At 42.7% G+C, this 24,686-nt stretch carries 15 protein-coding genes, 3 tRNA genes, 3 rRNA genes and 3 pseudogenes; 18 read left to right on the top strand and 6 right to left on the bottom strand.

The genetic code is table 11. The annotated features are described in order from the left end of the window. The first annotated feature begins 113 nt into the window (after nucleotides 1-113). The 9 genes from STRCR_RS01150 to STRCR_RS01125 all read left to right on the top strand — a co-directional run bounded on the left by STRCR_RS01150 (nucleotide 114) and on the right by STRCR_RS01125 (nucleotide 7,382). A complete protein-coding gene (locus STRCR_RS01150) occupies nucleotides 114-893 on the top strand; it encodes a hypothetical protein (protein WP_004226706.1) in 780 nt (259 codons plus the stop codon). Continuing rightward, nucleotides 893-1,042 (top strand): hypothetical protein, encoded by a 150-nt coding sequence (locus tag STRCR_RS12095; protein ID WP_004229265.1) that lies wholly within the window; start codon nucleotides 893-895, stop codon nucleotides 1,040-1,042. Before STRCR_RS01150 ends, STRCR_RS12095 begins: the two co-directional genes overlap by 1 nt. Before the next feature lie 12 nt (nucleotides 1,043-1,054). Then, on the top strand, nucleotides 1,055-1,414 hold the full coding sequence (locus STRCR_RS11290; protein WP_050897008.1) for a hypothetical protein: 360 nt from the start codon (nucleotides 1,055-1,057) through the stop codon (nucleotides 1,412-1,414). Continuing rightward, nucleotides 1,404-1,892, top strand: a complete 489-nt coding sequence (locus STRCR_RS11285) for a hypothetical protein (protein WP_142743697.1) — start codon at nucleotides 1,404-1,406, stop codon at nucleotides 1,890-1,892. The genes STRCR_RS11290 and STRCR_RS11285 overlap by 11 nt, the downstream gene beginning before the upstream one ends. Beyond that, complete coding sequence (locus tag STRCR_RS12090; RefSeq protein WP_004225805.1) at nucleotides 1,889-2,035, top strand: hypothetical protein; 147 nt, start codon at nucleotides 1,889-1,891, stop codon at nucleotides 2,033-2,035. Before STRCR_RS11285 ends, STRCR_RS12090 begins: the two co-directional genes overlap by 4 nt. Nucleotides 2,036-2,047: 12 nt before the next feature. After that, entirely contained in the window at nucleotides 2,048-2,881 is an 834-nt protein-coding gene (locus tag STRCR_RS01140) for a hypothetical protein (RefSeq protein WP_004229812.1), read from the top strand. 163 nt (nucleotides 2,882-3,044) lie between these two features. Continuing rightward, nucleotides 3,045-3,290 carry a hypothetical protein gene (locus tag STRCR_RS01135; RefSeq protein WP_004228364.1) on the top strand — a complete coding sequence of 82 codons (246 nt, stop codon included), beginning with the start codon at nucleotides 3,045-3,047 and terminating at the stop codon, nucleotides 3,288-3,290. A 380-nt stretch (nucleotides 3,291-3,670) separates the two neighbouring features. Further along, on the top strand, nucleotides 3,671-5,332 hold the full coding sequence (locus STRCR_RS01130) for a CHAP domain-containing protein (protein WP_004228075.1): 1,662 nt from the start codon (nucleotides 3,671-3,673) through the stop codon (nucleotides 5,330-5,332). A gap of 154 nt (nucleotides 5,333-5,486) precedes the next feature. Continuing rightward, nucleotides 5,487-7,382, top strand: a complete 1,896-nt coding sequence (locus STRCR_RS01125; RefSeq protein ID WP_004229053.1) for a M13 family metallopeptidase — start codon at nucleotides 5,487-5,489, stop codon at nucleotides 7,380-7,382. A gap of 343 nt (nucleotides 7,383-7,725) precedes the next feature. Here the strand turns inward: STRCR_RS01125 and STRCR_RS01120 are convergent, their stop codons facing one another. The 6 genes and pseudogenes from STRCR_RS01120 to ptcA all read right to left on the bottom strand — a co-directional run bounded on the left by STRCR_RS01120 (nucleotide 7,726) and on the right by ptcA (nucleotide 13,823). Then, a complete protein-coding gene (locus STRCR_RS01120; RefSeq protein WP_004229595.1) occupies nucleotides 7,726-8,292 on the bottom strand; it encodes a hypothetical protein in 567 nt (188 codons plus the stop codon). A gap of 288 nt (nucleotides 8,293-8,580) precedes the next feature. Continuing rightward, nucleotides 8,581-8,651 (bottom strand) — tRNA-Cys (locus STRCR_RS01115). Nucleotides 8,652-8,753: 102 nt separating this feature from the next. Further along, nucleotides 8,754-9,704 carry a carbamate kinase gene (gene arcC, locus STRCR_RS01110; RefSeq protein WP_004228731.1) on the bottom strand — a complete coding sequence of 317 codons (951 nt, stop codon included), beginning with the start codon at nucleotides 9,702-9,704 and terminating at the stop codon, nucleotides 8,754-8,756. A gap of 571 nt (nucleotides 9,705-10,275) precedes the next feature. Then, a pseudogene (gene aguA, locus STRCR_RS01105) lies at nucleotides 10,276-11,373 on the bottom strand (agmatine deiminase). Nucleotides 11,374-11,404: 31 nt separating this feature from the next. Beyond that, complete coding sequence (locus STRCR_RS01100) at nucleotides 11,405-12,757, bottom strand: APC family permease (protein WP_004229732.1); 1,353 nt, start codon at nucleotides 12,755-12,757, stop codon at nucleotides 11,405-11,407. Nucleotides 12,758-12,809: 52 nt separating this feature from the next. Then, nucleotides 12,810-13,823, bottom strand: coding sequence for a putrescine carbamoyltransferase (gene ptcA / locus STRCR_RS01095; protein WP_004228040.1), 1,014 nt, complete (start codon nucleotides 13,821-13,823; stop codon nucleotides 12,810-12,812). A 232-nt stretch (nucleotides 13,824-14,055) separates the two neighbouring features. On the opposite strand from ptcA, the pseudogene STRCR_RS12450 reads away from it, so the two are divergent. The 9 genes and pseudogenes from STRCR_RS12450 to STRCR_RS01050 all read left to right on the top strand — a co-directional run bounded on the left by STRCR_RS12450 (nucleotide 14,056) and on the right by STRCR_RS01050 (nucleotide 24,657). Next, nucleotides 14,056-15,000, top strand: a pseudogene (locus tag STRCR_RS12450) (helix-turn-helix transcriptional regulator). A 162-nt stretch (nucleotides 15,001-15,162) separates the two neighbouring features. Further along, entirely contained in the window at nucleotides 15,163-15,939 is a 777-nt protein-coding gene (gene rpsB / locus STRCR_RS01085) for a 30S ribosomal protein S2 (RefSeq protein ID WP_004229073.1), read from the top strand. 264 nt (nucleotides 15,940-16,203) lie between these two features. Continuing rightward, a complete protein-coding gene (gene tsf / locus STRCR_RS01080) occupies nucleotides 16,204-17,244 on the top strand; it encodes a translation elongation factor Ts (protein ID WP_004226391.1) in 1,041 nt (346 codons plus the stop codon). Between the two features lie 363 nt (nucleotides 17,245-17,607). Beyond that, nucleotides 17,608-18,073, top strand: a pseudogene (gene tnpA / locus STRCR_RS01075) (IS200/IS605 family transposase). Nucleotides 18,074-19,246: 1,173 nt separating this feature from the next. Further along, nucleotides 19,247-20,803, top strand: a 16S ribosomal RNA gene (locus tag STRCR_RS01070). Nucleotides 20,804-21,005: 202 nt separating this feature from the next. Further along, a tRNA-Ala gene (locus tag STRCR_RS01065) sits at nucleotides 21,006-21,078 on the top strand. A gap of 354 nt (nucleotides 21,079-21,432) precedes the next feature. Continuing rightward, nucleotides 21,433-24,333: ribosomal RNA gene (locus STRCR_RS01060) — 23S ribosomal RNA — on the top strand. A 129-nt stretch (nucleotides 24,334-24,462) separates the two neighbouring features. Beyond that, nucleotides 24,463-24,578, top strand: a 5S ribosomal RNA gene (rrf, locus tag STRCR_RS01055). The 16S, 23S and 5S rRNA genes sit together here with 2 tRNA genes alongside, the layout of an rRNA operon. 5 nt (nucleotides 24,579-24,583) lie before the next feature. Next, nucleotides 24,584-24,657, top strand: a tRNA-Asn gene (locus tag STRCR_RS01050). The last annotated feature ends 29 nt before the right edge of the window (nucleotides 24,658-24,686 follow it).

The following is a 24,686-nucleotide window of genomic DNA, read 5'->3' as shown; positions in this document are numbered from 1 at the left end:
CGGCCAAGTCCATGAGTAATGAGGAGCTGATCGACAAGTACGGCTTGGCACCCCAGGCTATGGTTTATGACCAGCTTCGGGGGACGCAGTGGCAGGAGGAAGGATAATGTAAAATGAATCATATCAGTAGAATAAAGAGAAAATATTTTTGGGTATCACTAGCGATCGTTGTTGGATATTATTTTTTTTCGATGATTGGTTTTATACTGTATTCTGCTAAAATTATTGCCACTCCGCAAATTTTGGGTGCAATTACATTTATAGTTCTACTCATTGTTATACGTGTGACTAGACTTAATTATTTAAAATCTATCAACAACGTATTGCTGGAACATATTGCATTGGCTGATTATCGTGCTTATTTAGAGACAAAAGCCTTTATAACTAAAAAAAGAAGAAATCAACAGGAGCTAAGCCTAGCTTCCTTGGACTTTTTAGAAGGAAATTTTGAAGATTGCTTAAATAGACTGTCAGGAGTATATTCTAATATTGAGAGAGATAAAAGTCGTTCAGGTGTTGATTTAAAACTTCTCTATTATCGCTATCAGTTTATGTCTTCTATTTTTTCGCATCAGGAGATTAATTTTGAGATGATCGAACAAGAGATGAATAGTTTGAAAGTTCGCAATCAATCCTTGAAACGGCAGGTATTAGAAGAAAATCGAGCACTATATGATATCGTGCATAACAAAGCAAACAATACCTATTTTGACGAGCATACCCCTAAAAATAAACTACAGCAATTGCAGTACCTCTATTACAGTGCTCTAAACGCTGAGCTTGAAGGAGACGATGTAAATAAAGTCAGACAACTATATACAAGCCTGTCTAATGAAAATCCTAGACTTTTCTTCGTTAAAGAAGCCAAGCAATATTTGAAGGAGACTATCTAATGGAACAAGAACGTCAGCAATTACCTAAAAATCAGATCCAAGAAGATAATATGATAAGTAACCAAATCCTTTTCGATAAAGATGTCGTTTCCTCGGCTGGCAAGGGCTTCTCAAAAATGGCCTCAGCGGTAGGCGGCTGGTTCGGCTAGGAGGTGATTCAGATGAAGCAGACAATTTTTAACGCCTCTCTGGAGGAGAGCATGAACCTCGTCACCGATAAGTATATTCAGACATCTATGGAGGAATCTAAGCATAAAAAGATAATAAAAAAAATATTTGGTGGTCTGTTTATCCTTTTGGTCATGTACTTATTCTCACTTATGAAAGTTTATGCAAGAGCAGAGGGAGTAACTTTCCTATTTTTAGATGTCAATATATCTTTTTGGTTTTTGATTTTATGCGCATTTAGTGTTTTTATTAGCTATATCTATAAATTATTTTCAGTCAAGAATTATAGTATTTTATCCTATTGTTACTATATGCAAAGTTTTTCTCTGCTGGCATTTTTTTTTGGCACTTGAAATAGCTGTTCTTAGTATTGCTGGGGCTGGTATTGTATTAGGTAATATATGGTCGACGATCATTTATGGAGTATTTTACTTAGTTATTTTTATCGAACGCTACTTATCTATAAAGAAAGATTTCATGAATACCCTGTACGGTGAACAAATAGCTTCTAATAAACTTATGAGTGTATTAGAAAACTTTACAGAGATATCAAAACGATATGGTGGCTTTGTTGTGCTTATTATCATAGTTTTGCGATTTTTTATGACAGATAATATTTATCAAAATGATATTACTCGAACTATTGGATTATTGGGATTTCCAATTGTTATAGGATTTGGTCTTTACTTTGCTTTTGCACTAATAATAGATAGTTTTTCTGGCTATTATCTCAAAAAATATTTGGAAGATTATCGTAAATTATCGGGTTATTCTATTGAAGAGTGGTATGGGCCAAAATCGAAAAAATACAAAGAATCACTAACAAAATGAGATTAAAGAATTGGTTTTACAGCGCTGTTGATGCCGTCTCCAAGGCCGGTAAGGCAGCGGCTGCCAAGGTTGGTGATGTCGTTTCCTCGGCTGGCAAGGGCTTCTCAAAAATGGCCTCCGCAGTAGGCGGCTGGTTCGGCTAGGAGGTGATTCAGATGAAGCAGACAATTTTTAACGCCTCTCTGGAGGAGAGCATGAACCTCGTCACTGATAAGTATATTCAGACATCTATGGAGGATATCAATGAAAAAGGGGTTAAACGGAAAGTTTTAGGGTTTATCACGATACTCTTTTTCATGTATTTAGACTGTCTGGTAGGAAATATAGTAGATGGCTTAAAGGTCACCTTTTTATTCATAACCCCATCCTATATAGCTAAGTTTTTCTTTGTTTTAGGCTTTATTCCAATAACCCTTTATTTTTATTCTATTTTTAGGCTTCGTAACAATCGAATTTTATCTTATTATTACTATAATATCTATGCCTATCTGTTGACATTTTTATTTTGTTTACAAGCGGCAGTATTATTTATTGCAGCATCATCAATAGCTTTGGGACCGATACTATCTACTTTGATATACGGTGTTCTTCTAATAATTCTCTTATTAGAACGTGCTAACTGGTTTAAACGTTCCACTTTAAAAGCATTATATAATCAAGAAAAATTTGTTAATGCTCAATCTGATTTTATGGAGAAATTCGTTGCCTTTTCTAAAAAATATGGGGGTGTTGTTCTTTTTATCCTTATTATTCGCTGGTTCTTGCCAGGGCAGGCTAAGGATAATGATTTCACTAGGATGTTAGGATTAGCTTTTATGCCGCTGCTATTCCTTCTGGGGATTTATTTTACCTTGTCATTAGTAAGTGAAAGTATCGAAGGCTATTATCTCAAAAAATATTTAGAAGACTATCGTAAATTATCGGGTTATTCTATTGAAGAGTGGTATGGTCCAAAGTCGAAAAAATACAAAGAATCGCTGACAAAATGAGATTAAAGAATTGGTTTTACAGAGTTGGCAGCTCGAGACCATCAATATATTCATGATAATGTTCAATCGGCTGTTAAAGATTATTTCCGACCAGAGTTCTTAAATCGTATTGATGAGACAGTTGTTTTTAGACCTTTGGATGATGATAATATTTTAGAGATCATTGCTGCAGCAGGAACAAGTTATACTGGCACAGCAAGGAATTGAAGCTGATTTTGATGAAAAAGTTGCAGCTTATATTGCAAAGGCATGTTTTGATCCTATCAACAGTGCTCGTCCAATCAAACGAGGGATTGCCCGTCTAATTGAAGATAAGCTATCTCAACTTTTGATTTATCAAGAAATTACAAAAGGCGATCATATCCTGATTACAGAAGATAATCAAGAAATTAAAATTGTCAGATATTAATTTTTGGATGGGCGGATAGCAGCCAGATAAAGCAGTTAATCAAAGCTTTCAGATATAAAACAGTCCGCCTGCGCTCCAAGTTTCTATATGGATGAACCTTTGTTTTAAAAGAGCCAGAAATATAGCAATTTTGAGCTCAATCGATTGACAAAGAGCTACCCAATGGCATAAAATTGTTTATATACCAGTGATAAGAGCCACTTTTTAAAAGCGTAGTCCTTTTCACAGACTTAGTATTTTATTACAAGAGCAGAGCATCTACTCTACTAAAAGCTTCAAGAAAAAGATTACCGCTCTTATCTTCAAAGACATGGCCTTACTCTCTTATTTTTTCTTGACGCCTTTAGTATTCTACAAAGAAAGGAAAGTGATAATCACTTATGAAACTCCCTAAATGGCTATCTTTAGCCATGCTGGTGACCCTTTCGGGGCCTTATCTAGCACCAAGTTTAGTTCTAGCACAAACGAATGATAGTCTTTTGCCATCCAGCGAAACCGCTTCGCAACAGCCCCAAGAGTCTTCCAAAGCTCAAGAGGATAATGATCATAACGGCATTCCCGACCATGAGGAAGACAAGAACCATAACGGTGTCCCAGATGACGAAGAGGATGCCAATAAAAACGGTATCCCTGATGATTTAGATGCCAAAGAGGAGCAGTCCTCATCAAGTTCTGAAGCTAGTTCTAGCCAAGAGACAGGCACTGACCAGGGGCAGTCTCAAGCTGCTTCGAGTCCGCAAAGCTCTCAAAGCAGTTCGGCGACTGAACCTAGCTCAGATGAATCTGATGATCAGTCTAAAACTGAAAGTTCTGCATCATCGTCTAGTGAAGAGGGGACAAAGACTGGTCCTTCAAGTTCGAAGGAAAACGATACACCCGCTAAGGAAGAGCCTAAAACTAACATAGATAAAAGTTCAGCTGAAAGTAAAAGGCAAGTTGTCTTAAATTCTCTTCAAGTAGACTTCAAGCTCCCGTCAAGCTCAGTGAGTGGCCCGACACAAACCCATCAAGCTGATTGGTCTGGACCTGTTGATAATATTCCGACAACACCGCCAAGTTATACCGCCTATGTTGAGCACTGGTCTGGTGACTCTGCCTACACATCCAACCTCCTCGCCCATCGTTACGGGATTACGGCTGAGCAGTTGGATGGCTATTTGAACTCTCTGGGAGTCGCTTACGATCATAATCGGATTAATGGGAAACTCTTGTTGCAATGGCAAAAGGATAGTGGTTTGGATGTTCGGGCGATTATCGCTATTGCTATGGCTGAAAGTTCTCTTGGAACTGCAGGTGTTGCCACCATTCAAGGCTCTAATATGTTTGGCTATGGTGCTTTTGATACGAACCCTGATAATGCAGCTAACTTTTCTGATGATAAGGCCATTACCAAAATGACAGCTGAGACCATCATTCAAAATAAAAACTGGACTTTCAAGATTCAGGATGATAAGGCAAAAAAGAATGCTATGGGTCAGCTTAATGCTGTCATTGACGGTGGTGTTTACTTTACGGACACCTCGGGTACTGGCAAGCGCCGGGCACAAATCATGCAGGAGGTGGATACTTGGATTGACCAGCATGGCGGGACACCGCCTATTCCAGAGGAACTCAAGCACCTCGGTGGGACCAGTACACAAATAGTACCGGCAGGCTATCAGATTTCACATCCAATGCATACAGACAGCTACCTTGCGGCTTCTTACCCTTGGGGGCAATGCACTTGGTATGTATATAACCGCGCTACAGAACTGGGTTATAGTTATGATTCTTATATGGGAAATGGTGGAGACTGGCAGCATAAGGCTGGTTACGAAACCACACATACGCCAAAAGTTGGCTATGCCGTTTCCTTTGCACCAGGACAAGCCGGAGCCGATCCTAACTATGGCCATGTGGCTATTGTCGAAGAGGTCAAATCCGATGGCTCTATCCTTATTTCTGAGTCCAATGCCATGGGACTTGGCGTCATCTCTTATCGGACGTTCTCAGCCCCTCAAGCAAGCACCTTAACTTATGTCGTTGGACAAAAAGTACATTGAGAATATGTTAAAAGTAGTCTAAATGGCTGCTTTTTTGTTACAATAAACCTGTTCTGTTGTTTCTATAGAAAATTTAAAGTGGAAGTCAGTCGGTAGACTAGATAATGAATATTGCCCCCACTTCCACTAGATAGACGAAAGGTTGAGTATTATTATGGTACGTTTACAAGATGATTTTTTTGAAGCGGTCAATGGTGAATGGGAAAAGACGGCTGTGATTCCCGATGATAAGCCCCGTACTGGCGGTTTTTCTGATCTATCCGATGAGATTGAAGCCTTGATGTTGGCGACCACAGATGAGTGGTTAGCGGGTAAAAATTTACCTAGCGACCAGATTCTAACCAACTTTGTTAAGTTCCACAAATTAGTAGCCGACTATGATCAACGCGAGGCTCTAGGTGTGGCTCCTGTTTTGCCTTTGATTGAAGAGTATCAAGCTTATAATTCTTTTTCGGAATTCGCCCAAGACGCTGGCAAATTAGAAATGTTGGGCAAGCCAAATCTTTTGCCATTCAGTGTCTCACCTGATTTTCTGGACGCCAGAACTAATGTTCTCTGGGCAGAAGCGCCAAAAACTATCTTGCCGGATACTACTTACTATGCGGAAGGTAATGATAAGGGCAAGGAGCTCCTAGCCCTCTGGCGTAAGTGTCAAGAAGACCTCCTGCCTAAGTTTGGTTTCTCAAAACAAGAAATCGCTGACATGCTGGACAAGATTTTGGAACTAGATGCCAAGTTGGCCAAGTACATCCTCTCTAACGAGGAATCTTCAGAGTATGCTAAGCTTTACCACCCATACAGCTGGACTGATTTCACCAAGCTGGTTCCCGAATTGCCTCTGGATACTATCTTTATGGATATCTTGGGCCAAGTTCCAGACAAGGTCATTGTGCCTGAAGAACGCTTTTGGATTGATTTTGCAAAAGATTATTACAGTCAAGCTAACTGGCCGGCTCTTAAGGCTGTCTTGGTTCGCTCTGCAGCCTGTTCTTACAATTCCTACCTAACCGATGAGATTCGTGTGATGTCAGGAGCCTTTGGACGTGCTCTTTCAGGAACTCCGCAAGCCATGGACAAGAAAAAAGCAGCCTACTATTTGGCTCAAACACCTTACAATCAAGCTATCGGGCTCTGGTATGCGGGTGAAAAATTCTCCCCTGAAGCCAAAGCAGACGTAGAAACTAAAGTCGCGACCATGATTGAAGTTTACAAAGAACGTTTATCTAAGAATGATTGGCTCCAAAAGGCTACGATTGATAAGGCTATCACCAAGCTCAATGCTATTACGCCACACATTGGCTACCCTGAAAAATTACCAGAAACCTACGAGAAAAAGATTATTGACGAAAGCTTGTCACTAGTAGAAAATGCTCAAAAGCTGGCTCAAATTTCTATTGCCCATGCTTGGAGTAAGTGGAACCAGCCGGTAGACCGCAGTGAGTGGCACATGCCTGCCCACATGGTCAATGCTTACTACGATCCGCAGCAGAATCAAATTGTCTTCCCGGCAGCTATTTTGCAAGCGCCATTTTATTCACTGGAGCAAAACTCATCGGCTAACTACGGTGGTATCGGAGCTGTCATCGCTCACGAAATCTCCCACGCTTTTGATACCAATGGGGCTTCATTTGACGAAAACGGCAGTCTCAAGAACTGGTGGACTGAGGAAGACTATGCAGCCTTCCAGAAGCGCACAGATAAGGTAGTTGCGCAGTTTGACGGGATTGACTTTGCTGGCGGCAAGATTAATGGGAAGTTAACTGTCTCAGAGAACGTGGCTGACTTAGGAGGTCTGGCCTGCGCCCTAGAAGCAGCTAAAAAGGATGCAGATTTTTCAGCCAAGGGTTATTTCATCAACTTTGCCACCATCTGGCGGATGAAGGCAAGAGAAGAGTACCTACAACTTCTGATTTCCATTGATGTTCATGCCCCAGGTAAGCTCCGTACCAATGTCCAAGTGGCTAACTTTGATGATTTCTTTAGTACCTTTGAGGTCAAAGAAGGTGATGGCATGTGGCGAGCTCCAGAGGAACGGATCCTTATTTGGTAAAATTTTTCTTCAGCAACAGTTATTAAGGTCACTTTAAGTGATCCCAGTTATACTATAGTTAATCCTAAATAAACTTTTCTTTTTCATAATCTCCGGAGAGTGCCTGACCGTTTGGTCAGGTTCTTTCTTTATATCCAAGCAAACAATTTTTTCTAATGACTCCGCTGCGTATGCAGGCCGTCCGTACTTTTAATTGTCAAGAAAGAGTTTTGATTTAGCTGGTTTCTTTTGGTAGAGCTCAGGACCTAATATAGCTCCGCTGACTTAAACTCGACTCGTCTAGATTATCACTTTAATCATAAAAAATGCCCAGCCAAAAGCTGAGCATTTTTGAATTTAAATATTATTGTTGGTTGAGTTCATCCACCAAATCTTTGACCTTTTTATTGTAATTGTCAATTCTGGGGAGGTTATATTGACTTTGCAGGCTGGCAAGCCCTGTTGAATTGGAAGGATCCAAGGTTGTCCCATCTGTTAGGTTTACTTGATAGGAGCCATCCTCGTAGGTGGTTAAAGAAATTCCCTTAGCAGTTGTTAGGAAGTAAGTCTCATCTGCATAGGTTCTCGCTTCGGCCCCATCTCTAGTTTTGAAATCATAGGTATTATCAGCGTATGTAGTCAATACTGAACCATCTTGATAGTTGGCTTTAAGGGTTTGATTTTCATTGACTGTGACTTGAGCCCCATCCTTGGTCTTATATTGACCAGGTTTAGCCTTGACAATAGTCGTCTCCAACTGGACAGCCTCACTGCTGCTTGTTGATGGTTGACTCACTGCCTGACTCGTCGACGCTTGATTAGTTGTAATAGCAGTAGCGCTAGTCTTAACCCGGTTAGGATTGATGATAACGGCTAAAATTGTTGCTACCGCCACTAACAAGGTTAGATAGGTCAATTTTTTCATAATCATTTATATCTCCTTAACTTGTATTATACTAGAGGCACAAATAGAAGGCAAGAAAAAATCTGCAGAAAGACAAAAATTTAACTTAATCTTAATAAAATGGAGAGATAAAAAGCAAGACTAAAATGGGAGTGGGATCAATCCAAAAATTGAAAATTTTGGTTCTCCCCCACACACAGTTGGCTAGGTTTTCCGATTTGGCCTTGTGGCAAAAGGAAAACTAACCACTGTGCTAAAAGTTTATTACAAAACAAGAAGACTGGACGAGTTTTTGTCCAGCCTCATAGATATTTAAGGCGGTAGACGGATTTGAACCGACGATCAAGCTTTTGCAGAGCCGTGCCTTACCACTTGGCTATACCGCCCAATAACGAAGACTATTCTATCTTAAAAATGCTACTTCGTCAAGTAGACGGCAAAGTGAATATTAACGATTAAGAAATGGATCTCAAATTATAAGTTTATATCTAGCCTTTAACGATCCAAGTTCCTACCCCTTCTTTAATGGCCGTGCCAAGGTTTTGGAGAGAAGTAATAATGGCTTGTCGTTTAGGATTGTTTTCAGTAAAAAGAATGGCTGAAGATACTTTTGGTAGCATACTGCCAGCAGCAAATTGTCCTTGATCAATATAGTCCATCAATTCAGATGTTGTCACTTGTTCCAGTCGCATTTGATTACTTTGGCCGAAATTGATATATACATAATCCACCCCAGTTAAGATTATTAATAAATCAGCATCAATGAGATCAGCTAGGGTTTGGCTAGCAAAATCTTTATCGATTACGGCCTCAATTCCTTGTAAATCTCCTGTGTCAGTTCGGACAACAGGAACTCCGCCCCCTCCAGCAGCTATTGTAACTATTCCAAGATTTAGGAGGTCTTCAATAATTGGACTTTCCTTAATGGAAATAGGCAAAGGTGAAGGAACAACTTTGCGCCATCCCCGGCCAGAATCTTCCTTGAAAACAACAGATTTACTACGCTTAGCCTCTTTCAGAGCTTCTGTATGTGTTAAGAATGGACCGATTGGTTTGCTGGGTTTTGTAAAAGCAGGGTCTTTTGCAGAAACCTCAACTTGAGTCACTAAAGCAGCGACTTTCTTGTTAACTCCTCTGCGGTTCAAAACATTATCTAAAGCATTCTGTAGCCAGTAGCCAATAGCTCCTTCAGTCATGGCTCCACAAGTATCGAGCGGCATAGCAGGATTATTTTCAGAATCAGCAGCCATCTGCTGCAAAAGTAAATTTCCAACTTGGGGCCCATTACCGTGAGTAATAACAAGCTCATAGCCTTCTTCAATTAAGTCAGTCAAGTATTCAGCAGAGTCAGCCACTGCTTGCTGCTGACTAAGTGCAGAGGCGTCCTTGGATAAGATAGCATTGCCACCAAGGGCTATAACTGCTTTTTTATGTATCATACCGTTCCTCCTAAGTAGCTTTCCCTAATAAAATGTGCTGGAGTTAGAACTTGTATTCACATTTTTTTGACAGTTAGCCTTATGTGCTAAGGATGCAAGCGACCTCCTAACGGAGTTCCATTGCTCATTTTCAAGCCTAGGGTCTTGAAAATCCCCTCGACGATTGACTTAAATAGGGCCAATCGTCTTTTTACCACGACGGCAACTGTCTGTTTTGAAAGTGGGACAGAAGTCGATTTTTTATATAAATTGACTTCGTTGTCCCACCTCCGCACAGTTGATTAGGATGGCCGCTAACACTTGCGGAGTCGTTAAACAGTCCAGTGGACTGTTTAAGGGGGCGCCTGGAATAAGACAGCATCTCAGGTCAGGACCTCCAATCAACAGTGGTTCATTGGTGCTAAAGCACCTAATGAACTGTGCAGGGGAAAGATTTCTTGGCAGTGCCAACAAGTCTTTCTCCCAACCCCTGCGTCAAACTGTTATTACTGCAAAAATAGAAGGCTGGAATACTTTTTTTCCAGACTTTTTCCAGCTGACGCTAAGAATTTAAACTTGTGAATACAGTTTCTTAAATAGCTGGCTGTTGTTGAGTGATGCAGTGAATATTGCCTCCCCCGTAAGCAACTTCTTCACTTCTAACACCAACTATCTTATAATCTGGGAACATAGCCTGAACCTGTTGGATGGCTTAGTCATCATTGTTATCGCCATACTGAGGCAAGATAATTCCGCCATTAACAATAAGAAAGTTCATATAGGAAGCAATGGAAATTTCCCCTTCTTCACGAGGAAGAGTCCCTTCCACCAAGTCGATGGTATCAGCATCCTTAAGATAGCAAGGCTTTTCCGTGACACAAAGTTTGTGAACTTTTAGCTTTCGACCTTTGGCATCTGTTGCATGACTCAAAGTTGCATAGGCCGCCTGAGCGACCTTGTAGAAGGGGTGGTTCTGATCCTCGGTATAGATACAAGCAACTTCACTAGGGCGAATAAAGCAGGCGACATCATCAATATGCCCATTGGTTTCGTAAGGATCAATGCCATCCTTAATCCAAATAATCTTTTCCAAGTTGAGATGGTTCTTTAATTTAGCTTCAATTTCTTCCTTGGTCATGCTCGGGTTGCGACCAGGGCTGATCAAGCACATCTCTGTTGTGATAAGGGTGCCTTCTCTATCAACTGTGATCGATCCACCTTCTAAAACAAAATCATCGGTCCGATAGCTATCTACCCCTTCGATTTCACAAATCTTCTGGGCCACTTGGTCGTCCTTATCCCAAGGGAAATAAAGTCCATCTACTAAACCACCCCAAGCATTGAAGGTCCAGTCGTTAGCTCGCATTTGACCTCTATCATTTACCACAAAAGTGGGGCCTGAATCCCGCCCCCAGGAATCGTCGCTGGCTATTTCAATGACTCGGACTTGACTAGGTAGCTGGGCTCTAGCATTTTGATACTGACTTGGATTTACACACATAGTAACAGGTTCAAATTGGCTGATAGCTGTTGCTACATTGACGAAAGTCTTTTGAGCTGGTTTAGCTCCCCAACGCCAGTTGTCTGGTCGTTCTGGCCATACCATCCAGATTTGTTTTTGAGGTTCGAATTCGGCTGGCATCCGGAATCCATCTTGCTTTGGAGTAGTGGTTTCAATACGTTTTGCCATAATAAAATCCTTTCAATAATCTGTAGGAGCACTACTTTTTAATTTTTTTCATCAAAATAATGGCCTCGCCGATGGCGATGCAGATAATGGAACCAATAGTAATTGGAAGTTTTTCGCCAAGTTCATTTATCGATAGAGGCAAGGCTGTAAAAATTAAGGAAATTAGGATAATCCCCATTGGGAGAAGAACTAAAAATTTTAAGAAGTCATCCTTGCCACTTACTTTAAAGGGACGAGGGGTATCTGGATCGATTTGTCGCAAGCGGTAAAAGGCTGGAAAAACAGGTACATAGGAGAGTAAGAACATGACTAGATTAAGAGAGAAGAAAGCCCAGAACAAATCTTGATTAGGAAGAAATGGTGCGATAATAACAACTAAACTGGCTACAACCCCATTCATAATAGCTGATCCAATTGGCATTTGATTTTTCTGGCTGCGTTTAGCGAAGAATTTTGGCATATCCCCATTTTCAGCAGCATAGCAGGCGGTATTATTAACACCGAGTGACCAAGAAAGCATATTACCAAAGAGAGTTAGCAAGAAGAGAAAGGCCATGGACATAATGAACCATCCTCTACTTGAATTAGTCAGGAGTTTAAAGCTGTCCATCATTCCACTGCTAGTCGAAATGTCGCTGGTAGGAACAGCTACCCCAATACCAAAAGCTGAGAAAATATAGATAGCAGCAATCACTAAACCACCTACAATAATGGCCTGAGGAATCTGCTTCTTAGGCTTTTCCATACCATCAGCGAAAGTACAGATAACTTCAAATCCCAATAGGTTAAAGATGATGACTGAAATAAAGGATAGGCTATTGAGATCGAAACTTGGCAATAAAGAACTTAGGGTCATCTTGTTGGCCATTCCCTTGGTTAAGGCGACATAGACCCCTAGTCCGCCAACTAAGAGAGCTAGTATCATCTTAATGACAGCAGCCCCGTTGAGAATCCAAATACTGTCGCTGACTGGATAAAAACTAATCCAGATAATAATCCAAGTGAAAACTAACTCAGCCACAATACTGGCTAGAATAGAAAACTGGTAGCCAGTTATCGTTTCAATAAGAGTAGGAGTCATGACGGCTAGAGAGGCCAACCACAGGGGAAAATTAATCCAATAGTACCAGGAAACTCGAGCTCCCCATCTATGACCGAAGGCCTTAGTAACCCAATCGTAGATACCTCCTTCCCCAATATAGGTAGTGCCCAGCTCTGAAGATATGAGACCATAGGGAAGCAAAAAAGCTACCAAAAGGAAAATCCACCAAAAGAATTGAGAGTTACCAATTGCGGCAACTGGAGCTGCAGCCTCTGCCACAAAAACGACACAAATAACAGATAAAACTGCACTAAATAAGCTAAATTTTTTCTTGCCATCCATAGTTGCCATCCTTCCCAATGAGAGACTAATAGGCCTCGTCTCTAGTCCCTAACTAATTATTTAAGAAGTACTCAAGTTCTTTCCTAGCTTGAGCCTGTTTGTCCAAGTCATAAGGGTTTTTATCGTCGTAGTCCCTGAGAAGATAAACGAGGATACCTCGAATTGAGGTTAGACGGTTTTCAGCTTCGTCGAAGCAAATGGAATTCGGGCCATCCATAACTTCATCAGTGACTTCTTCGCCTCGAGTGGCAGGCAGGCAATGCATGAATTGGCAGTTTTGACCAGCTTTTTTCATCATGGCCGCATTTACTTGATATTTAGGATAAAAAATTTTCATCCGTTCTTCTTCAGAAAGTTCAGCTTCATAGAGTCCGTACCAAACATCCGTATAGAGAAAGTCGGCACCGACAATTGCATCTTCATTATCTGTAATAGTATATTTTCCGCCTGAAATAGTACAGACTTCATCTAGCTTGGCCTTGTGCGTCTCGTTGAGTTGGAAACCCTTTGGACCAAAATGAACAAATTCCATACCCATCTTAGTCGTTATCAATCCTAAAGAGAAGCAGACTTGGGTAGCATCTCCAACAAATACCACCTTGCAGTCTTCCAACTTCTTATCTCTAGGGAGGTGTTCGATCATGGTGCAGAGATCGCCTAGTTCTTGAGTAGGGTGGTTGTAGTCGGACATTCCGTTGATAACAGGAACAGAAGAAAATCTCGCCAAGTCTACTACACTCTTATGACGTTCAACGCGAGACATGATTATATCGGTTAGCCGAGAAACGACTTGAGCGGTGTCTCCAATCGTTTCATGTCCCCCAAGTTGAATTTGGCCAGGAGCCAGATATTGCGCGTGCCCCCCTAATTGGGTCATAGCCGTTTCGAAAGAAACCCGTGTCCTTGTGGATGACTGTTGAAAAATCATCCCTAGGGTTTTATTTTTTAAGAGAGGAGGGTAATAGCCGTTCTTGATACAGGCCTTGAGTTTAAGAGAGAGTTCAACGATATGCAGCAATTCTTCCTTACTATAGGTTTCAGTTGTAATATAATCTCTTTTAGCCATAGGAAGAGACCCCTTTCTTGATGTGTTAATGTTAGTCTAATAAAGTTTGGAAGGGTTTACAATAAACTGTTCAGAAACATTCAGTTATAAAAATGTAAACTTCTTCTAATAGCCCGGTTTTATTAGGTCTATAAGATGAAATTATAGTGGAGTTTAGATAAGTTTAGACTCAGGGATTAGAGGCAAATGAAAGCGCTTGTGTTATACTAAACCTGAGATTAGGAGAGAAAATATGGCAATTGTTAATTACTTATACAACACCCTGTTGTTAATTGTTTATTCCATCACAATGGCTCTGGCATTTAATTATGCTTTCAAAGAGAAGGAAAAAGCCCGAAGTCAGCTCTTTTTTGTGCTGGGAATTTATCTTCTTTTCTTCATTCTTGACAATTTGATTGTCTCTTTGACAGAAATCTTTGCCAGTTTTGCCCATGTTTATAATAGTGGCTTTATGGGAATGCCCTTTGCCAAAACCCTAATCTATACAGTTAATAATTTTTGCCAAGTTTGGATTTTAAGGCGCTTAGTGGGGAAATCTGTTCAAATTCCTCAATGGCTCATTTTAATTTTTATAACAGCTTGGATGTCTCTCATCCCTCTCTCTAGTAGCTCAGCTTTTACCGTTTATCTTTACTACTTGCCTAATTAGTTGTTTTTAATCTACTTGGCCTGGTTAGCTTGGCATCAGAAAAAAGATCTAATAGGCGAGAATTTTCTAGTTCCCTCCTACTTGACTTGGATAAGCCTCATCAGTCTAGTCTTTGGCCTGTTAATTTTGCTGGAAGATAGTTATGTGATTTTCCATGTTGATAGCTACCACTCCTTGAACATCAAAATTCAGAATCGAAATTTCTCTGAGGACATTTTTAGTATTTTTATTTGTCTGATCGCTAATCATTACTTCTTATTCGATTATCCCAAGAAAAAACATCTGGCTAATGGGAATACCAATCAATTAACAAAGAAAGAGGAACAATTTTTCAGTTACTATAGATTGACAGATAGAGAGTGTGAAATTTGTCAACTCTTACTCGAGCATAAAAATAATCAGGAAATTGCTGATTGCCTCTATCTATCCATTGGAACAGTCAAGGCACATATCCATAATATCTATCTTAAGATGGCTATTCATCAACGGGACCAAATCTATACTCTCTTCGAAAATTTCCAAGTGTAAAAGAGTAGTTAATGACTTGCAAATACGCGAGATTTCTGTTACGATAATGAAGTCGCGGTCTGCGATAATACTCATCTTGGACGAATCGTGGGTCTGTTGCCTTTGAGGTTGACTTGCGAGTTGAAATCTAAGAGAGGAAAAAAACAAAAGGAGAAACTACTCATGTCAGTAATTTCAATGAAACAATTGCTTGAGGCTGGTGTTCACTTTGGCCATCAAACTCGTCGCTGGAATCCTAAGATGGCTAAGTACATCTTCACAGAACGTAATGGTATCCACGTCATCGACTTACAACAAACTGTAAAATTGGCTGATCAAGCTTACGAATTTGTTCGTGATGCTGCAGCTAACGATGCCGTCATCTTGTTTGTTGGTACTAAGAAGCAAGCGGCTGAAGCGATCGCTGAAGAAGCAACTCGTGCTGGTCAATTCTACATCAACCACCGTTGGTTGGGTGGTACCTTGACTAACTGGGATACTATCCAAAAGCGTATCCGCCGTTTGAAAGAGATTAAACAAATGGAGGCTGATGGCACTTTCGAAGTGCTTCCTAAGAAAGAAGTTGCTCTTCTTAACAAGCAACGTGCCCGTCTTGAAAAATTCTTGGGCGGTATCGAAGATATGCCACGGATTCCGGACGTGATGTATGTTGTTGACCCACATAAAGAACAAATCGCTGTTAAAGAAGCTAAGAAGCTTGGTATTCCGGTTGTTGCTATGGTTGATACTAACACCGATCCAGATGACATTGATGTCATCATCCCAGCAAACGATGATGCTATCCGTGCTGTCAAATTAATTACTTCTAAATTGGCTGATGCTATTATTGAAGGTAAACAAGGCGAAGACAACTCAGTTGAAGAAGAAATGACCGAACAGGCTGCCTCAACTGAATCTCTTGAGGAATTAGTTGAAGTTGTCGAAGGTGATAACAAGTAAATAGAGTAGCAAAAACCTTTATGATAGGAAACTGATGGAGAATTTTGGTTTTTTTAAGACTGTTTATATCTAAATAGTTATAGATTTAAGAGCTAGAACTCTAACCTTATTCCTTTTTCATTAGGATTTTGTGCTATTACAATTCAGAAATGATTCATTGGTAATCGTTTTGAATTGTCTTATTGTTGTAAAACTACGAAAGGGGCGGGGCCGGCCTAGCCCTCGTCCCTTTCTTTCATTATATAATTTGGAGGAAGAGAACTCATGGCAGAAATTACAGCTAAGCTGGTTAAAGAATTGCGTGAAAAATCAGGTGCAGGCGTTATGGACGCTAAGAAAGCCTTGGTTGAAACTGATGGAGACATGGACAAGGCCATCGAATTACTTCGTGAAAAGGGTATGGCAAAAGCTGCTAAGAAAGCTGACCGTGTTGCTGCTGAAGGTTTGACTGGTGTTTATGTTTCTGGTAACGTAGCTGCAGTTGTTGAAGTTAACGCTGAAACAGACTTTGTTGCGAAAAACGCTCAGTTCGTTGAATTGGTAAATGAAACAGCTAAAGCTATCGCAGAACAAAAACCTGCTGATAACGACGCTGCTCAAAACGTTAAATTAGCTTCAGGTGAAACCTTGACCGATGCCTACGTTAATGCAACGGCCACAATCGGAGAAAAAATTTCTTTCCGTCGTTTTCAAGTTTTGGAAAAAACAGATGCTCAACACTTTGGTGCTTACCAACACAACGGTGGCCGTATCGGTGTTATCACTGTTGTTGAAGGTGGCGATGAAGCCTTGGCTAAACAAATCTCAATGCACATTGCTGCAATGAATCCAAAAGTTTTATCATACAAGGAACTGGACTCGCAATTTATTCATGACGAATTGGCTCAAATGAACCACAAAATTGATCAGGACAATGAAAGCCGTGCAATGGTTAACAAGCCGGCTCTTCCGCACCTGCAGTATGGTTCTAAAGGTCAATTGACTGATGAAGTTCTGGCTCAAGCAGAAGCAGATATCAAGGCTGAATTGCAGGCCGAAGGCAAACCAGAAAAAATCTGGGATAAAATCATCCCAGGTAAGATGGATCGCTTCAAACTAGACAACACTAAGGTTGATCAAGAATACACATTGCTTGCTCAAGTTTACATCATGGACGACAGCAAGACTGTTGAAGCTTACCTTGACTCAGTAAACGCTAAAGTTACTGAATTTGCTCGTTTTGAAGTTGGTGAAGGAATTGAAAAAGCTTCTAACGACTTTGAAAACGAAGTAGCTGCAACAATGGCTGCAGCGCTAAACAAGTAACAAGCTAAGTTACTAGCGGCTCAAAGGATTAGATAGGCCCTCTAACCAAACTTGAAAATAAAAAATCAAGGTATAAAAAACAGGCGAAGGGGTATTGGGCTCCAATTCCACTTTATCCTTTTTAATAAAGAGTGGGAGGGCGACCTTAGTTCAGCCCAACTAGTCCGTGTACAAATATTGAAGGAGCTTGGGATTGCTGTCCCAAGCTCCTTTAATTATGTGACTTTTAGTCCGTCTCGCTCCGTAAGGTGCGAGACAAATAAACCACCCGCTATGCGGGTGCGCAAAGGAGGTTATACCAAAAACTCCAAACGCGTTACAATAGAGGTGTTCAAGCCCACTGTAAAGCGAAAAGAGAAAAGTATGGCACAAAAGGCGCATAGTTTATCACACACAAAGTGGAATTGTAACTATCACATTGTGTTCACCCCTAAGTATAGACGAAAAATTATCTATAATCAATACCGCAGCAGTCTAGGCGAGATATTCCACCGTTTATGTCGCTACAAAGGTGTTGACATTATTGAAGGTCATCTCATGCCAGACCATGTTCATATGTTGGTTAGTATTCCTCCAAGAATCAGTGTATCAAGTTTTGTGGGGTACTTAAAGGGTAAAAGTGCACTTATGATGTTTGACAAACACGCTAATCTCAAATATAAGTTTGGGAATCGCCATTTTTTGGGCAGAGGGCTATTACGTGAGTACAGTCGGTCTTAATGAAGCCACAATAAAGAAATAGATTCAAGAACAGGAAAAGCATGATATTGCACTTGATAAACTGAGTGTGAAAGAATATGAAGATCCCTTTAGGGATAGTGGCAAGTAATACTAGCACCTCTTTGAGAGGTTTGTGACGAGTCAAGAGCAATGAGGCTTGAACAAAGTGAAAGCCAGCGTCTTTAGGCGCTGGCTGGTGATGTGGGCTTATAGCCCTTGTTCAAACCACCCGTTTGACGGTGGTTATGACTACTGACTTACAAGTCCGTCTCACGTCCGTTGGCGCGAGGCAATATGGGCAAAAACTTGTCTAGTATCCTTGTTTCGGAATGAACTCTTGGCGCAGTGGTTAGCAGGTTTCCTTTTGCCACGAGGCCAAAACGAAAAACCTAGCCAACTGTGCGGGAGTGGAATACGAATCAAAATTTTCAATTTTTGGGTTCTTTCCCACTCCCATGATTTATGTAGCATTAAATTGACATAGCGGAAAATTAGAAAGCTTCATTTCTCGTTACCGCAAGTGGATGGCGGCCAACCTAATAATAAACTGGAGGTAGAAATGAAAGGCTCCAATGTAAGGTTTTGATCCAATCTTATACATTAAAGGACAAGGGAAATCAGAGCTTTATCCACGTATTTCTGATCCACTATCTTATAGATGACGTGATTGTACGGGAAGTACGCGGGTGTCTATTCATTCTTTTGTTTCTAAAAGCTCCATAAACTTTCTCACTTTTTGCAGTCACAATGACCCGATGCGAGTCTATTAAGGAATTTTGACATTAATAGTCGACTGTACCCAATTGGGAGAGTTAGATGCACAGATGCTAGGCGGAATCATCCTGCACCCTGAGTATCTGTCAGAAACTAAAAAGATGATTTCTATTGGTTTCCTATTACAAAAATGGAGTATGTGGTTTAATTCAAAGCAACACGAAGAACCTTATCAGTTCTTGACATCCCAGTGACCATCCTAGATATAGGATTTTTTTCGGAACACTGAAGACAGGTGGTGCATGGTTGTCGCCAGCTCGTTAATCTTTCAGGCGGTTTGTCCCTTTTCCAGCCGGGCTTGACATAACTTTGAACAGGAATCACTAAAAAAATAATAAAAAAGTATTGACAGAGCGGTAGGTGTTTGCTAGAATAAAGGAGCTGTCCTCGACAGGGGACAAGACCTTTGAGAACTGAATAGAGACGAACCAAGACGTGCGGGTTAAGAGATTAACCTGTCAAGGAACAATAAACGGATAAGCCAGAGTGCTTAGCCGGACAAACTAGCATTAATGAGAGTTTGATCCTGGCTCAGGACGAACGCTGGCGGCGTGCCTAATACATGCAAGTGGAACGCTTCTTTTTTACCGAGTGCTTGCACTCACAAGGAAGAAGAGTCGCGAACGGGTGAGTAACGCGTAGGTAACCTGCCTGGTAGCGGGGGATAACTATTGGAAACGATAGCTAATACCGCATAATAGTGATTAACTCATGTTAATGACTTGAAAGGTGCAATGGCACCACTATCAGATGGACCTGCGTTGTATTAGCTAGTAGGTAGGGTAAAGGCCTACCTAGGCTGCGATACATAGCCGACCTGAGAGGGTGAACGGCCACACTGGGACTGAGACACGGCCCAGACTCCTACGGGAGGCAGCAGTAGGGAATCTTCGGCAATGGGGGGAACCCTGACCGAGCAACGCCGCGTGAGTGAAGAAGGTTTTCGGATCGTAAAGCTCTGTTGTAAGAGAAGAACGTTGAGTAGAGTGGAAAGTTACTCAAGTGACGGTATCTTACCAGAAAGGGACGGCTAACTACGTGCCAGCAGCCGCGGTAATACGTAGGTCCCGAGCGTTGTCCGGATTTATTGGGCGTAAAGCGAGCGCAGGCGGTTTAGTAAGTCTGAAGTTAAAGGCATTGGCTCAACCAATGTTTGCTTTGGAAACTGTTAAACTTGAGTGCAGAAGGGGAGAGTGGAATTCCATGTGTAGCGGTGAAATGCGTAGATATATGGAGGAACACCGGTGGCGAAAGCGGCTCTCTGGTCTGTAACTGACGCTGAGGCTCGAAAGCGTGGGTAGCGAACAGGATTAGATACCCTGGTAGTCCACGCCGTAAACGCTGAGTGCTAGGTGTTGGGTCCTTTCCGGGACTCAGTGCCGGAGCTAACGCATTAAGCACTCCGCCTGGGGAGTACGACCGCAAGGTTGAAACTCAAAGGAATTGACGGGGGCCCGCACAAGCGGTGGAGCATGTGGTTTAATTCGAAGCAACGCGAAGAACCTTACCAGGTCTTGACATCCCGATGCCATCCCTAGAGATAGGGAGTTACTTCGGTACATCGGTGACAGGTGGTGCATGGTTGTCGTCAGCTCGTGTCGTGAGATGTTGGGTTAAGTCCCGCAACGAGCGCAACCCTTATTGTTAGTTGCCATCATTGAGTTGGGCACTCTAGCGAGACTGCCGGTAATAAACCGGAGGAAGGTGGGGATGACGTCAAATCATCATGCCCCTTATGACCTGGGCTACACACGTGCTACAATGGTTGGTACAACGAGTCGCAAGCCGGTGACGGCAAGCTAATCTCTGAAAGCCAATCTCAGTTCGGATTGGAGGCTGCAACTCGCCTCCATGAAGTCGGAATCGCTAGTAATCGCGGATCAGCACGCCGCGGTGAATACGTTCCCGGGCCTTGTACACACCGCCCGTCACACCACGAGAGTTTGTAACACCCAAAGTCGGTGAGGTAACCTTCGGGAGCCAGCCGCCTAAGGTGGGACGGATGATTGGGGTGAAGTCGTAACAAGGTAGCCGTATCGGAAGGTGCGGCTGGATCACCTCCTTTCTAAGGAAAAACTAAGTAACGGAGGGCGTTTAAAAGCGACTTGATTTTAGGAAACCAAGGCAGTATGCTTGCATACAAGGTGGTTTATCTAAATCACAAGCTTTTAGCCCGAGTACAATTTAGCCGATAAGGTTAATGGTACCCTTATTTAGCTACGGAAGCACGTTTTGGGGAGTGTCTATTTAGTTTTCAGAGGTTTTGTGGGGCCTTAGCTCAGCTGGGAGAGCGCCTGCTTTGCACGCAGGAGGTCAGCGGTTCGATCCCGCTAGGCTCCATTATCTAGGATACAAAGAGATGTTCGGCTTGCCGAAATTTCTGTAGAAAAATAGGAAATCGACGCAGTGTGTCTTGCACACAAGGAGATTTATCTTTTTTCCTAAGAAATTAATCTCGTGTTCAACTAGATAAGCTGATATTAGAATACGATCCTAAACTTTCTAGGAATAAGTCAAAACCACCTAGTGTCTTAGCGACACGTCGTTGGTTGTCTCCTTATTCTACGCAAGTTTTGCGACAGGTCGCACCGGATCTTGATATCATGCACTTGTCCATTGACAATTGAATATCTATCAAATAGTAACAAGAAAATAAACCGAAACGCTGTAAATATTTAATGAGTTAATTAATAAGGTTAAGTTAATAAGGGCGCACGGTGGATGCCTTGGCACTAGGAGCCGATGAAGGACGTGATTAACGACGAAATGCTTTGGGGAGCTGTAAGTAAGCAGAGATCCAGAGATATCCGAATGGGGGAACCCGGCAACTACAGGTTGTCATCACTAATTGTTAAGATTAGTTGAGGGAAGACGCGGTGAACTGAAACATCTCAGTAGCTGCAGGAAGAGAAAGCAAAAGCGATTGCCTGAGTAGCGGCGAGCGAAAGGGCAAGAGGGCAAACCAGGATGTTTACATTCTGGGGTTGTAGGACTGCAATGAGGACTTATAGATGATAGAAGAAGACTCTGGGAAGGGTCGCCAAAGAGAGTAACAGCCTCGTATTTGAAATCGTTTATAAGCCTAGCAGGATCCTGAGTACGGCGAGACACGAGGAATCTCGTCGGAAACTGGGAGGCCCATCTCCCAACCCTAAATACTCCCTAGTGACCGATAGTGAACCAGTACCGTGAGGGAAAGGTGAAAAGCACCCCGGAAGGGGAGTGAAAGAGAACCTGAAACCGTGTGCCTACAAGAAGTTCGAGCCCGTTAATGGGTGAGAGCGTGCCTTTTGTAGAATGAACCGGCGAGTTACGTTATTGTGCGAGGTTAAGTTGAAGAGACGGAGCCGTAGGGAAACCGAGTCTGAATAGGGCGAGTGAGTACAATGATGTAGACCCGAAACCAGGTGACCTACCCATGAGCAGGGTGAAGGTGAGGTAAGACTCACTGGAGGCCCGAACCAGAGTACGTTGAAAAGTGCTTGGATGACTTGTGGGTAGCGGAGAAATTCCAAACGAACTTGGAGATAGCTGGTTCTCTCCGAAATAGCTTTAGGGCTAGCGTCGACATTGAGAATCTTGGAGGTAGAGCACTGTTTGGGTGAGGGGTCCATCCCGGATTACCAATCTCAGATAAACTCCGAATGCCAAGTATTTATGGTCGGCAGTCAGACTGCGAGTGCTAAGATCCGTAGTCGAAAGGGAAACAGCCCAGACCACCAGCTAAGGTCCCCAAATAATTGTTAAGTGGAAAAGGATGTGGGGTTGCACAGACAACTAGGATGTTAGCTTAGAAGCAGCTATTCATTCAAAGAGTGCGTAATAGCTCACTAGTCGAGTGACCCTGCGCCGAAAATGTACCGGGGCTAAAACAATTTACCGAAGCTGTGGATTCCGAAAGGGATGGTAGGAGAGCGTTCTATGTGTGATGAAGGCATACCGTGAGGAGTGCTGGAGTGCATAGAAGTGAGAATGCCGGTATGAGTAGCGCAAGACAGGTGAGAATCCTGTCCACCGTAAGACTAAGGTTTCCAGGGGAAGGCTCGTCCGCCCTGGGTTAGTCGGGACCTAAGGAGAGACCGACAGGTGTATCCGATGGGCAACAGGTTGATAGTCCTGTACTAGAGTATAGAGTGAAGGAGGGACGCAGAAGGCTAACTCAACCAGACGATTGGACGTGTCTGGCCAAGCAGTGAGGCGTGAACTGAGTTAAATGCTTAGTTCTGTAACGTTGAGCTGTGAAGGGGAGCGAAGTTTAGTAGTGAAGTGAGTGATGTCACGCTGCCAAGAAAAGCTTCTAGCGTTAATGTATACTCTACCCGTACCGCAAACCGACACAGGTAGTCGAGGCGAGTAGCCTCAGGTGAGCGAGCGAACTCTCGTTAAGGAACTCGGCAAAATGGCCCCGTAACTTCGGGAGAAGGGGCGCTGGCTTAAAGTCAGCCGCAGTGAAAAGGCCCAAGCAACTGTTTATCAAAAACACAGCTCTCTGCGAAATCGCAAGATGAAGTATAGGGGGTGACGCCTGCCCGGTGCTGGAAGGTTAAGAGGAGTGCTTAGCGGTAACGCGAAGGTATGAATTGAAGCCCCAGTAAACGGCGGCCGTAACTATAACGGTCCTAAGGTAGCGAAATTCCTTGTCGGGTAAGTTCCGACCCGCACGAAAGGCGTAATGATTTGGGCACTGTCTCAACGAGAGACTCGGTGAAATTTTAGTACCTGTGAAGATGCAGGTTACCCGCGACAGGACGGAAAGACCCCATGGAGCTTTACTGCAGTTTGATATTGAGTATCTGTACCACATGTACAGGATAGGTAGGAGCCATAGAAGCCGGGACGCTAGTTTCGGCAGAGGCGCTGTTGGGATACTACCCTTGTGTTATGGCTACTCTAACCCGATTGGCTAAACGTCAATGGAGACAGTGTCTGACGGGCAGTTTGACTGGGGCGGTCGCCTCCTAAAAGGTAACGGAGGCGCCCAAAGGTTCCCTCAGATTGGTTGGAAATCAATCGCAGAGTGTAAAGGTATAAGGGAGCTTGACTGCGAGAGCGACAACTCGAGCAGGGACGAAAGTCGGGCTTAGTGATCCGGTGGTTCCGCATGGAAGGGCCATCGCTCAACGGATAAAAGCTACCCTGGGGATAACAGGCTTATCTCCCCCAAGAGTTCACATCGACGGGGAGGTTTGGCACCTCGATGTCGGCTCGTCGCATCCTGGGGCTGTAGTCGGTCCCAAGGGTTGGGCTGTTCGCCCATTAAAGCGGCACGCGAGCTGGGTTCAGAACGTCGTGAGACAGTTCGGTCCCTATCCGTCGCGGGCGAAGGAAATTTGAGAGGATCTGCTCCTAGTACGAGAGGACCAGAGTGGACTTACCGCTGGTGTACCAGTTGTTCTGCCAAGAGCATTGCTGGGTAGCTATGTAGGGAGGGGATAAACGCTGAAAGCATCTAAGTGTGAAGCCCCCCTCAAGATGAGATTTCCCATGATTTTATATCAGTAAGAGCCCTGAGAGACGATCAGGTAGATAGGTTGGGAGTGGAAGCATGGTGACATGTGAAGCGGACCAATACTAATCGCTCGAGGACTTATCCAAAGGTATTGACAGCGAGAGGTTGAGCTTGGTACAATAGATAGGTATTCAATTTTGAGTGCACAAACAATCCAGAGGATTGTTTGGGTTGGGGAATCAGGAAACGACGTTTCCCACCTAACCCATTCATAGTTAAGTGATGATAGCCTAGGAGAGACACCTGTTCCCATGCCGAACACAGCAGTTAAGTCCTAGCACGCCTGAAGTAATTGGGGGTTGCCCCCTGTGAGATAAGGGAGTCGCTTAGCGTTGATCCGCCATAGCTCAGTTGGTAGTAGCGCATGACTGTTAATCATGATGTCGTAGGTTCGAGTCCTACTGGCGGAGTAGAGATATCACTTGAAAGAGTTCTTCTA

Source organism: Streptococcus criceti HS-6 (assembly GCF_000187975.2).
GTDB lineage: Bacteria > Bacillota > Bacilli > Lactobacillales > Streptococcaceae > Streptococcus > Streptococcus criceti.
This window is presented reverse-complemented; position numbering and strand designations above follow the sequence as displayed.